The following is a 12,400-nucleotide window of genomic DNA, read 5'->3' as shown; positions in this document are numbered from 1 at the left end:
ACTCAAGCTCTGGAAGAAGCCAAGTAAGCTTCATCGAGAATTGAAACAGCGAGGATATAAACCGCCGTTTAGTCACATACGAATGACAGGCTGGAGAAGCTCTGCGAGTCCGTTATCGAGCTACGCTATGACAAATCAATGGTTCAATGAACTTGGTTTAGTCAATATTGAACATGTTGTGACAGGGCATGTGTTCAGCACTTACGCTGAATGGAAATGTACATGAGCCGTATACGAGGTCCGTACGTACGGTTCTGTGAGAGGGATGAGGCGGCGACGCCTCACCCTACTCGATGTTGGCTGCTTCGCGCGTCAGCTAGCTACGGTTATTGAGTAGCGGGCTGTTATCTGCCAGAAATTGACTAAACTGGTTGAGTTGAGCCATGCGCTCTCGAGCAAACTTTTGAAATTGCGCTTTTTCTTTGCCACTGAGTGACTGGGCCTGTGGCAGTTTTACGGTGCGCGGGTTCTTATGGGTACCATTGACTAAAAATTCATAGTGCAGGTGTGGACCCGTTACTCGACCTGTGCCACCCAGCGTACCGATGGTCTGTCCTTGTTTGACCCGTTGGCCTGTTTTGACCATACGTTTGGTCATATGCAGGTATTTGGTAATGTAAGTTGAGCTATGACGGATAAACACGTAGTTGCCATTATATTTATTATATGACGATTGCATCACGACGCCATCCCCAGCGGACCAGATCGGCGTTCCCACTGGCGCGACATAGTCAGTGCCTCGGTGTGCTCTGACTCGACCTGTCACTGGGTGGAGGCGACGAGGGTTGAAGTTTGAGCTGACATAGCGGAAGTTAATTGGTGAGCGCAGGAATGCCTTACGCATCGCATTACCATCTTGATCATAATACTTGCCATCTTTGCTGCGTATGGCCGTAAATGTCTGGCCTAGGTTGCTAAAGGTCGCGGCTAGAATATCCCCTCGGCCAATCGGTTCGCCTTCGACCAGTTTTTCTTCAAACAGAACCGAAAAACTATCACCGGCGCGAATATCGAGAGCAAAGTCGATATCCCAACCGAAGATCCCTGCAATCTCCATGATCTGATTAGCAGTAAGCCCCGCCTTGTCGGCGGCATTCCAGAAACTACTGGTGATCACCGCCTGAGCATAGTTGAGTTGAATATCTACTTTCTTGGTGTCAACACTGGAATAGAAGCTATCCGCCGTACGGGTGATCACTAAGGTTTCGGTGGCACTTTGTGGTTGAAGTAACTGAATCAATTCATTCTGTTCGTCAAATCCGAATCGTAGCTTGTCGCCTGGGCGAAGGTTCGTCAGGCTTTTGGTGCCTTTATCGGCATTGACTAACCGGTATAAGGTACTTGGCGATAAGCCCACTTTGTCAAATACGACAGCAAGGCTCTCTCCGGATTTCACGGTATGCTCTTTCCAGCTCAGCGGCGGGATCGTCGGTGTTTCATCTGCTGCCATCGGGCGCAACTGATCAATATCCAGATTGAGTTCCAGTGGGTATATCTTGCCAACTTCGAACTTGCGTTCAGGGTGATCGCTGTTATTTGAGCTGGGCCAAAAAAGTAATAGCACGATAAGTGCACTTATCACGGTGATAAGAGCCTGGTGCATCCTTGGCAGTTGGAGGAGTATTGATAGTCGCATGGGTGATTTTTTTGCGTATTCGGAAAAAATAAGTCAGCCCGTAGTCTAACTGGTTTCAAAAAACATCGCTATTCAAGTAAGATTGACAACTATTACTTTTTTGCCAATTCTGTGGGAGCGAACAAGAATGGCCAGCATTGAACAAGCATTAGCTGAAATAAAGCGCGGTGTGGATGAGCTGATTCCGGAAGAAGAGCTGATTGCTAAGCTGAAAGAGAATCGTCCTCTACGTATTAAACTGGGTGCCGATCCAACAGCACCGGATATCCACCTTGGTCACACGGTGATCTTGAACAAGCTACGCACGTTCCAGGAGCTAGGTCACGATGTGACATTCCTGATCGGTGACTTTACCGGTATGGTCGGCGATCCGACAGGCAAAAATACCACACGTCCACCATTAACTCGCGAAGACGTGTTGCGCAATGCTGAAACCTATAAAGAGCAGGTGTTCAAGATCCTTGATCCGGCGAAGACCAAAATTGAGTTTAACTCAAACTGGTTGTCTGAACTTGGCGCGGAAGGCCTGATCCGTTTGGCAGCAAACCAGACGGTTGCCCGTATGCTTGAGCGTGATGATTTCAAAAAGCGTTATAGCGAAGGTCGCCCTATTGCAATCCATGAGTTTATGTACCCGCTTTTGCAGGGTTATGATTCAGTGGCAATGGAAACCGATGTTGAGCTGGGCGGTACTGATCAGAAGTTTAACCTGCTGATGGGCCGCGAAATGCAAAAAGCCCATGGCCAGAAGCCACAGGTTGTGTTGACCATGCCACTACTTGTTGGCCTGGACGGCGTGAAAAAGATGTCGAAGTCGGCTCATAACTATATTGGTGTTGCGGATGCGCCAAACGATATGTTTGGTAAGATCATGTCAATCTCTGATGATCTGATGTGGAATTACTACGAGCTATTGTCTTTCCGTCCGATAGAGCAGATCGAACAATTCAAAATCGATATGGCTAACGGTACTAACCCGCGCGATATCAAGATTTTGCTGGCTAAAGAGATCATTGCTCGTTTCCACTCTGAGGCCGATGCTGATGCCGCTGAGCAGGAATTCATTAATCGCTTCCAGAAAGGCGCGATGCCAGAAGAGATGCCTGAATTTGAATTTGAAGCGGGCATTGCAATCACTAACCTGCTGAAAGATGCCGGTTTGGTGAACTCTACTTCTGATGCGATGCGTATGATCCGTCAGGGTGCGGTTAAGCAAGATGGCGATAAGCTGGAAGATACCAAGCTGATCCCGGCTGTTGGTACTGCTGTTTACCAAGTGGGTAAGCGTAAATTTGCCCGTGTTACGGTAAAGTAAGCGCTATTGTTTGACAGATAAAGAAAAGGCGCCAGTTTGAATGAACTGGCGCCTTTTTGTTTTTGCTGAGAAGCTTTTGAGATTGTGTTGTAAGGGGGGGTTAGCTTCTTAGGGCGAAGGTCGGCAGTGATAAGTGCCAGCGGATCGCCGCCAGACGGATTGTCAACGTGGTAATGATACCCGCGAGCGTCGCAACGGTTGGAACAACACCTATCGACAGCGCACTGGTATGGACAATGCCGCCGAGAATACAAGCCGTGGCGTAGACCTCGGTTCGCAATACCATGGGAATTTCTCGGGCCAGTACATCACGGATCACCCCTCCCCCGCAGCCCGTCATGACGCCCATGATCACTGCGACCATTGGCGTGGCACCAAAGCGGAGGGCTTTTTCTACCCCGATGGCGACAAAGACAGCGAGGCCAATCGCATCAGCGACCGGTAAGATATACCATGGCATCTGGCGTGGCCGACGGATGGCCACCATGCTGATGAGGCAGGTAACGAAAATTACCCACAGATAGTTGGTGTCGGTGACCCAGAAAACAGGGGTGGCCCCGAGAGCCATATCACGAATGGTGCCGCCGCCAATAGCGGTAACACTGGCCAGTACCACGACACCGAATGGATCCATTCGGAGTCGGCCTGCGAGTAATACGCCTGACGCGGCAAACACTGCCGTTCCGAACATATCGAGAATATAGATAAGCATGTTGATCTCTACCAAAAGAGGGGATAGGAAAAAAGAGTTAGGAAATCGGGTGAGATTGTACGAAGAAATAGCCGCCGTACAACTTGATACAACGGCTTTGTGAGGCTACTCACAATGAATGTTGATGGGCTTGTTCCTGTCCGTTCTGACGCGTTATTTGGTGCTATTTTTGACGCACAGTGTCGAGGTAGTGGCAGACCTGCTCCACCGCTTTTATTGTGCGTGGAGTTGGTCGGTTTAGCCAATCAGCGGTGAGGATATACACGTCATCATTTTGAACAGCGGGTAGCTGTTGCTGCCACTTTTGCCACTGATCAGTTTGGGTATTACCATGCGGTGTACCGAATATGACCTCGGGTTGGCGGACGATCACTTGCTCTTCGGAGACCTGAGGGTAGGGTGCAGGGCTATCGGCAAAAATATTTTCCCCGCCGCACAGGGTAAAGACCTGACTTGGCCAACTGGTGCCCGCGATAGTCATGACCGGGGTACTGCTCAGTTGGTAAAAATAGCGTACAGGGCGTTGCTGCTGGTGGGTTGCTCTCAAGGCGGAGAGGCGGTCTCGGAAATCAGCGGCTACCTGATTAGCGTGTGCTGGCGAGGCAGCATAATGACCGAGTTGTTCAATGGTGGTCGCAATGTCATCAAGGGTCAATGGGTTTGAGTAGAAAATCGTGAAGCCCAGCTGTTCCAGTCGTTCCATCTCCCGAGCTGGATTACCACCGCGCCACGCTAAGATCAAGTCCGGCTGCAGAGCGACAATGCGTTCCAGTTTTATCCCGCGATAGTTAGCAACCCGTTCAAGCGATTTAGCTGCTTCGGGGTAGTCACTATAGTCGCTCGCTGCGATCAATTGGTTGCCAAGGCCTGCGGCATAGGCCAGCTCTGTCGTATGGGGTGACAGGCTGATGATCCGCTGGGCCGGAGTCGGTGTTGCTATTGCGACCGCCGTTGACGCTTCTGTGGTGAGAGGGGTTGCTGTCGTATAGCTGGACAGGGTACCCAGAAGAAATATTATCGCGAAGCGCACTTAGAGAGTTCCTTGAAAGAATAGCAATAGCACACTTTGCAGGACGACCCAGATAATGAGTCGAGAGGTTGCCAAGCGGTCTATTTGAGCAAGATGCAAGGCTGCCGGAGCTATTTTGCCCCCGAGCCGAGGCCGGTCCATTTTTATATTGTTGTAGATGGCGGGGCCACCGAGTGATAACGACAGTTTGTGTCCAGTAGCAGTCAGGAGCCAGCCTGGCCCGGGGAGTTGCCAGTTTTCACCCTGGCTGGCTAAGCCGCGCAAGGCGACTTTGCCGTGCCTACCCAAGCTGATCAATACCGCAAATAGCCGAAGAGGGATGATTTCCATCACGGCCAGCAGACGAACTGCAGGTTGGCCAAAGTGACGATATTGCTGGCGGCTGGGGGACCATACCCTAGCTAAGCTTACGGCTAGCCGATACATGATGGCACCAATGCCCCCAGTTAATCCATACCAGAATAAAACGCCAGCGACTAAGCGGCCATAGGCGAGTAACTGGGTTTCTGCACCCGCTTTGCCGAGGCCAAGTAAGGAGAGATTCTCAGTATGGCGATTGAGCTTGCTTGCCAGCAGTTGGCGGCAAGCTTGTTTATTTTCACGGCTGTAGGCTTGAATAAATTGTTTGCTGAACTTAGCCGTCATGCGCCAGTCGAGCGCCAGCCAGAGTAAAACCACATGAAAAGCGCTGTCGATCCAGACTAACTGGTACAGGCTAAGCAATAAAATCAGGACGGTGAGCCACATTACACTCCAGCCAAGTAGTCCTGAGATCTGTTGCTGGCGTGGGGTATCGGTGGTTTTATTCACTTTAGCGGCAACGGCGATAGCCAGCTGTTGCCATATTTGCAGTGGGTTCAGTGCTGCCGGGATAGGTAACAGCCATTGCAAAGCCAATGCCCCCCACATTGCGAGGAGGGCGGTGTTATTGTTGAGCAGAGCAATGGCGTCCGTCATTATTGGTTCAGAAGCTCGACCATTTTTTCAACCATGGTTGATGAGCTCTTAGCTGCCAGCGGCAGGAATTCATCAAAGCTCATTGGTGATTCTTTGTCAGCAACGTCAGAGATAGCACGTACCACGACAAACGGCACCTTGAACTGGTGACAAGCCTGAGCAATTGCTGCCGCTTCCATTTCTACCGCAATTACAGTCGGGAAGTTGTCACGGATGAACGCTTGTTTTTCTGGGGTGCAGACAAAGGCATCACCGGTACAGATCAGGCCACGAACCGCATGGATGTTGCCAATGCTCGCTAAAGCTTGTTCTGCGACATCCATCAGTTTGCTGTCTGACACAAAGGCTGCAGGCTGTTGTGCCATTTGGCCAATTTCATAACCAAACGCGGTGACATCTGCATCGTGGTAGCGAACGTCCGTTGAAATCACTACATCGCCAACATTCAGGCTGCTATCAAAACCGCCCGCAGAGCCGGTGTTTAGCACAACATCAGGCTGGAATATTTCAAGCAGTACAGCGGTACCAATGGCGGCAGCAACTTTACCAATGCCAGATTGAAGTAGCACGACGTCGGCACCATTGAGGGTACCGGTATAAAACGTGCAGCCCGCTTTTAGGTGCGTTTCGCAGTTTGCCAGCTGATCTTTTAGGATGGCAACTTCCTGCTCCATTGCGCCGATAATGCCGATTTTCATCAATAGGATCTCTTGTTGAGTGAATGAAGGCCTCCAGGAGGAGGCCTTATTAATGACGCAATTGTACCATGAGCACACGGAAAAACATCAAGTGGCGAGATCTCATATCAGGCGACGATTTACCGGATTAGATCTCGAGGTAATCGAGGATCCCATTGGCGGCCTTGCGGCCTTCATCAATGGCGGTGACCACCAGATCCGAACCGCGTACCGCATCACCACCGGCAAAAATTTTCGGGTTACTGGTCTGGTAGGCATAACAGCCATCGGCTGGGGCTTTGATGCGACCCCATTGGTCGAGGGTGACATCATAATCGCGTAACCATGGCATCGCATGGGGCTGAAAGCCAAAGGCCATGATCACTGCATCCGCGGGCAGGGTATGATCACTATTGATAATAGGCTCCGGTTTACGTCGCCCTGCATCATCAGGCTCGCCAAGGGCGGTTTTGATGACATTGACACCATTAATATCGCCATGTGCATTGATCGTTAAACCAGTAGGCTGAAGATTAAACAGGAATCTGACACCTTCTTGCTTGGCATTTTTCACTTCACGCTTGGAGCCGGGCATATTGGCTTCATCGCGGCGGTAGGCACAAGTGACACTTTTAGCCTGTTGTCGAATCGCGGTGCGGACGCAGTCCATGGCGGTGTCACCACCACCCAGCACGACCACGTGCTTGCCTTGCATATTGATAAAGGCTTCGTGGCAGTCTAAGCCCATGACCTGATAGGTGTTAGCGATTAAATATGGCAGTGCATCATACACCCCAGAAGCCTCTTCGTTGTCGAGTCCGGCGCGCATGTTCTGGTAGGTGCCTACTCCAAGAAAGACGGCATCGTAGTCGTTAAGCAACACTGGCATGGTGACATCCTTTCCCACCTCGGTATTGAGCCTGAATTCAACACCCATTCCGCTAAAGATCTGGCGACGATTGACCATGACGGATTTTTCCAGCTTGAACGAGGGAATACCGAATGTCAGTAGGCCGCCGATTTCAGGATAGCGATCAAAGACTACGGGTTTGACCCCGTTACGCACCAGTACATCAGCGCAGGCCAATCCGGCCGGGCCGGCACCGATAATCGCGACTTTTTTATCACTCCATTCAACTTGTGACATGTCAGGCTTCCAGCCCATCTCGAACGCTTTATCGGTAATGTATTTTTCGACATTGCCGATGGTGACGGCACCAAAGTCATCATTCAGGGTACAAGCCCCTTCGCATAAGCGATCTTGTGGGCATACTCGGCCACAGACCTCTGGCAGGGTGTTGGTCTGGTGTGACAGCTCTACCGCTTCGATGATCCGCCCTTCGTTGGCCAGTTTGAGCCATTGTGGGATGTAATTATGGACCGGGCATTTCCATTCACAGTAAGGGTTGCCACAGTCGAGGCAACGGTCGGCCTGAGCACTGGCTTGTTGTTTAGTAAAGGGTTCGTAGATCTCGACAAACTCAATTTTGCGCACTTTGAGTGGCTTCTTGGGTGGGTCGATACGCGCAACATCAATAAATTGGTATATGTTCTGGCTCATTGGTTTCCCTCTCTATTGTGCTTGAACGCGTAGCTCGGACGCCGAGCGGCTTTGATGGCCGAGCAGGGTATTCACATCGGCCGATTTAGGTTTAGCCAGATAGAACCGAGGGATCCATTCATCAAAGGCGGTCAATATGTCTTGCGCCCGGTTGGATCCGGTGAGCTCCAAGTGCTGGTCAATCAATCCCCGCAGGTGCTCCTGATGGATTTGGAGGGAATCCAGTGGCAGTGCCTCGATCAGCTCTGGGTTGACTCGGCCCGAAAAATCACCGTCCTCATCGAGGATATAGGCGAATCCCCCTGTCATGCCCGCACCAAAGTTGACCCCGGTTTTGCCTAGAATGGCAACGATCCCACCAGTCATGTATTCGCAAGCATTATCTCCGGCACCTTCGATAACGGCGATGGTGCCGGAGTTTCGAACCGCAAAACGCTCACCCGCCTTACCTGCGGCAAAGAGCTTACCGCCAGTGGCACCATAGAGGCAGGTATTACCAATAATCGTGGCCTCATTGGATTTGAAGGCCGAACCCTGTGGCGGACGGATCACAATTTGGCCGCCTGTCATGCCTTTGCCGACGTAGTCGTTAGCATCACCCGTCAGATAGAGATGGAGTCCGCCAGCATTCCAGACCCCTAAGGATTGGCCCGCGGTGCCAGTTAAATACAGCTTGATAGGGGTGACAGCCATCCCCTGATTGCCGTAGCGCAGTGCGATTTCCCCGGACAGGCGAGCGCCTACCGAGCGATCAGTATTGCGAATGTCATGATGGAACGTTGCTTCGGTTCGATGAGCAATAGCTGGCAGGGTTTGCTCAAGAAGAAGGGTATTGAGTGGGGCTCGATCAAACGGGGTATTGGATTCACTGCAGTAAAGGGTTTTACCTTCTTGCGGGGCGACGGTTGCCAGTACGGGTGCTAAATTAAGCTTATTTTGTTTTGCGCTAACCCCTTCTGCCACTTCCAGTAAATCAGTGCGGCCAATCAGATCCGTCAATTTCTCAATGCCTAGTTGAGCCAGCAATTCACGCACCTCCTGACCTAAGCCGATGAAATAGTGCATCACTTGTTCTGGGAGCCCCTTGAAAAAGTCTCGGCGCAGGGTTTCATCTTGAGTCGCGACGCCCGTGGCGCAGTTATTGAGGTGACAGATCCGCAGGTATTTACAGCCCAGCGCGACCATTGGCGCGGTGCCAAAACCAAAGCTTTCCGCCCCGAGGATCGCGGCTTTGATGACATCCAGACCGGTTTTCAGTCCGCCGTCAACCTGCAGCCGGATCTTGTGCCTCAGCCCATTGGCCACCAGCGCTTGCTGGGTTTCGGCCAGCCCCAGCTCCCACGGGCTACCCGCGTACTTGACCGAGGTCAGTGGGCTAGCACCAGTGCCACCGTCATAACCAGAGATGGTGATCAGATCGGCATATGCCTTGGCAACCCCTGTCGCAATGGTACCGACTCCGGGCTCGGAGACCAGCTTGACCGAGACCATGGCGCTGGGGTTGATTTGTTTGAGATCGAAAATCAGCTGGGCTAAATCTTCAATCGAATAAATATCGTGGTGTGGTGGCGGAGAGATCAGGGTGACGCCGGGTACCGCATAGCGAAGCTTGGCAATCTCGGTGGTGACTTTATGTCCCGGCAACTGTCCCCCTTCGCCGGGCTTAGCGCCTTGCGCCACCTTGATTTGAATAACATCAGCATTGACCAAATAGTGGGGGGTGACGCCAAAACGCCCAGAGGCCACTTGTTTGATGCGTGAATTTCGTTCGCTGTTGAAGCGGCGCGGATCTTCTCCGCCTTCACCGGAGTTGGAGTAGCCGCCAAGCCGATTCATCGCAATGGCCAGCGCCTCGTGCGCTTCCGGGCTGAGCGCGCCGATCGACATCGCGGCTGAGTCAAAGCGCTTGTAGAGTTCGCTAGCCGCTTCGACGTGTTCCAGTGCGATAGGTGGAGTGGTCGACTTGAGTGTCAGCAGATCGCGGAGAGCGGCGATTGGACGCTCGTTGACGAGCTTGGCAAAGGCGAGGTAGTCCAGGTAATCCCCTGACTTTACCGCCTGTTGTAAGGTGGCGATCACATCAGGGTTATAGGCATGGAATTCCCCGCCATGAACATATTTGAGCAGTCCGCCATGATCAATAGGCTTGCGTTTTAGCCAGGCCCGACGTGACAGGTTATACATGTCTTGCTGGAAATCGGCAAAATCAGCGCCCTGGATCCGGCTTGATACGCCTTTGAAGCAGAGCTCAATCACCTCATCGCTGAGTCCAATGGCTTCAAAAAGCATCGCGCAGCGGTAAGAGGCAATGGTAGAGATGCCCATTTTGGACATGATTTTGTATAAGCCCTTATTGATCCCATTACGAAAGTTGAGCATGACGTCACGATAAGGTTTGTTGATAGCCCCAGTGTTGACCAGTTTGCCCAGTGATTCATAGGCGAGGTAAGGGTAGACAGCGGTAGCACCAAAACCGAGTAAGACGGCAAATTGATGGGGATCCCGTGCGGTAGCCGTTTCAACCACAATATTGGCATCACAGCGCAGGTTGGTTGTGACAAGCCGGTGCTGTACCGCACCGACAGCCATGGCGGCGGGGATTGGCAGTTTGGCCGGATTGATCCCGCGATCGGACAATACTAGCAGTACAGTTCCATTGCGTATGAGGCGTTCGGCTTGATCGCAGATGTCGATAATGGCCAGCTTAAGATCTTTTTCGCTGGGGTCAAAGTTAATATCGATAATGCTATTGCGATAATACTGGTTGTCGAGCTCCAGTAGTTGAACCAGATCGGAATAGAGCAGTACCGGGGATTGGAACGCGACCCGATGGGCATGACTGTCGGTTTCGCAAAATACATTGATTTCCCGGCCGACACAGGTGGCCAGTGACATCACATGTTTTTCCCGTAACGGGTCAATCGGTGGGTTGGTGACTTGGGCAAACATTTGGCGAAAGTAGTCAGTGACCGCCCGTTCCTTGGTGGAGAGCACGGCGATGGGGGCATCATCCCCCATTGACCCAGTTGCTTCCTGGCCATTTTCGCCGATCACCCGCAGTACTTGATCCAACTCTTCACGGTTAACCGCAAATAGCTTTTGATAGGTGCTGAGTTCGGTATCATCCAGTGAGCGGCTACCGACTTGTTCATCATTCAATGCTTCAAAAGGGGTGAGGCGTTTGACATGGTTATCGAGCCACTCTTTATAGGGGTGTCGGCCCATCAGTTCATGATCAATGTCAGCAGAGTGCCATATTTTGCCGAACTTGGTGTCGATCACCAGTAATTCACCGGGCCCGACCCGGCCTTTTTCGGCTACTTCATCCGGTGCGTAATCCCAGATCCCGACTTCTGATGCGAGGGTGATTAGCCGGTCTTTGGTGATCACATAACGTGCGGGACGCAGGCCGTTACGGTCGAGGTTACAGGCCGCGTAGCGCCCGTCGGACATGACGATCCCCGCCGGGCCATCCCAAGGCTCCATGTGCATAGAGTTAAAGTCATAAAATGCCCGTAGAGCGGGATCCATGTCGGGGTGATTTTGCCATGCTGGTGGCACCAGCATTCGCATTGCACGAAACAGATCCATTCCACCGGAGAGAAACAGCTCCAGCATGTTATCCAGGCTAGAAGAATCTGAGCCGGTTTCGTTGACAAACGGTGCCGCCGTTTGTAAATCGGACAGCAGTGGTGAGGCAAACTTATAAGCACGGGCGCGCGCCCACTGGCGGTTTCCTGCGATGGTATTGATTTCACCGTTATGGGCAAGATAACGGAAGGGTTGGGCTAACGGCCAGCGAGGTTGGGTATTGGTTGAAAAGCGCTGGTGGAACAAACAGATGGATGATTCGAGCCTGAGATCACCGAGATCAAGGTAGAAGCGAGGTAAGTCTGCCGGCATGCACAAGCTCTTATACACCGTCACTTGTGTCGATAGGCTACAGATATAAAAATCCGGATCGTGGTTGATGCGTTTTTCAATACGACGACGAGAAATGTAGAGCCGGCGGTCGATATCGCGAGGCTTCCAGCCTGCCGGGGCATTGATAAATACCTGCTCTATGCAGGGCAGGGTTTCGAGGGCGATAGGACCAAGCACTTGGGGGTTAACCGGGACTTCGCGCCAGCCGACTAAGGACAAAGTTTCCTTTGCCAGCTCTTCGGTGATGATGGTGCGAGCCTGTGCTGCCAAGACCGGATCTTGACTGAGAAAGATCATTCCAAGGGCAAATTCTCGTGACAGCTTCCAGCCCTTTTCATTGGCAATCAGGCGATAGAAATGGTCGGGTTTTTTCATTAACAGGCCACAGCCATCACCGGTTTTACCGTCGGCAGCAATACCACCACGGTGGGTCATCCGATCGAGGGCGGAAATGGCCGTACGAATCAGCTTGTGACTCGTATCCCCTTCAATATGCGCGATGAGTCCGAAGCCACAGTTATCTTTGTCCAGCATTGGGTCATACAGTGTCATTGCAACTCTCCCTTGCTTTTGCCTGATCGTCAGTAT

The 12,400-nt window shown here is 51.9% G+C and carries 8 protein-coding genes and 1 pseudogene; 2 read left to right on the top strand and 7 right to left on the bottom strand.

Annotated elements, in window-relative coordinates:
* Positions 1-226: pseudogene (locus L4D12_RS15050) on the top strand (group II intron reverse transcriptase/maturase); the annotation flags it as partial.
* Positions 227-316: 90 nt separating this feature from the next.
* Here L4D12_RS15050 and shyC read toward each other — a convergent pair.
* Positions 317-1,636 (bottom strand): peptidoglycan DD-endopeptidase ShyC, encoded by a 1,320-nt coding sequence (shyC, locus tag L4D12_RS15045; protein ID WP_428448663.1) that lies wholly within the window; start codon positions 1,634-1,636, stop codon positions 317-319.
* Positions 1,637-1,763: 127 nt separating this feature from the next.
* Between shyC and tyrS the strand changes: the two genes are divergently transcribed.
* Entirely contained in the window at positions 1,764-2,951 is a 1,188-nt protein-coding gene (tyrS, locus tag L4D12_RS15040) for a tyrosine--tRNA ligase (protein WP_428448662.1), read from the top strand.
* Between the two features lie 100 nt (positions 2,952-3,051).
* Here the strand turns inward: tyrS and L4D12_RS15035 are convergent, their stop codons facing one another.
* The 6 genes from L4D12_RS15035 to gltB all read right to left on the bottom strand — a co-directional run bounded on the left by L4D12_RS15035 (position 3,052) and on the right by gltB (position 12,364).
* Entirely contained in the window at positions 3,052-3,663 is a 612-nt protein-coding gene (locus tag L4D12_RS15035; RefSeq protein ID WP_428448661.1) for a TRIC cation channel family protein, read from the bottom strand.
* A gap of 163 nt (positions 3,664-3,826) precedes the next feature.
* The gene (btuF, locus tag L4D12_RS15030) at positions 3,827-4,603 is read right to left on the bottom strand and encodes a vitamin B12 ABC transporter substrate-binding protein BtuF (protein WP_428448666.1); all 777 of its coding nucleotides are present in this window, start codon (positions 4,601-4,603) and stop codon (positions 3,827-3,829) included.
* Positions 4,604-4,693: 90 nt separating this feature from the next.
* Entirely contained in the window at positions 4,694-5,650 is a 957-nt protein-coding gene (locus L4D12_RS15025) for a cobalamin biosynthesis family protein (RefSeq protein WP_428448660.1), read from the bottom strand.
* A complete protein-coding gene (mtnN, locus tag L4D12_RS15020) occupies positions 5,650-6,348 on the bottom strand; it encodes a 5'-methylthioadenosine/S-adenosylhomocysteine nucleosidase (protein ID WP_428448659.1) in 699 nt (232 codons plus the stop codon). Before mtnN ends, L4D12_RS15025 begins: the two co-directional genes overlap by 1 nt.
* 127 nt (positions 6,349-6,475) lie before the next feature.
* Complete coding sequence (locus L4D12_RS15015; protein WP_428448658.1) at positions 6,476-7,888, bottom strand: FAD-dependent oxidoreductase; 1,413 nt, start codon at positions 7,886-7,888, stop codon at positions 6,476-6,478.
* A gap of 12 nt (positions 7,889-7,900) precedes the next feature.
* Entirely contained in the window at positions 7,901-12,364 is a 4,464-nt protein-coding gene (gene gltB / locus L4D12_RS15010) for a glutamate synthase large subunit (protein WP_428448657.1), read from the bottom strand.
* Positions 12,365-12,400 lie beyond the last annotated feature (36 nt).

This window comes from Photobacterium nomapromontoriensis (assembly GCF_050336815.1).
In the GTDB taxonomy this organism is placed as follows: domain Bacteria; phylum Pseudomonadota; class Gammaproteobacteria; order Enterobacterales; family Vibrionaceae; genus Photobacterium; species Photobacterium nomapromontoriensis.
Note: the sequence above shows the minus strand (reverse complement) of the source record. Positions and strands in the feature narration are given on the sequence as shown.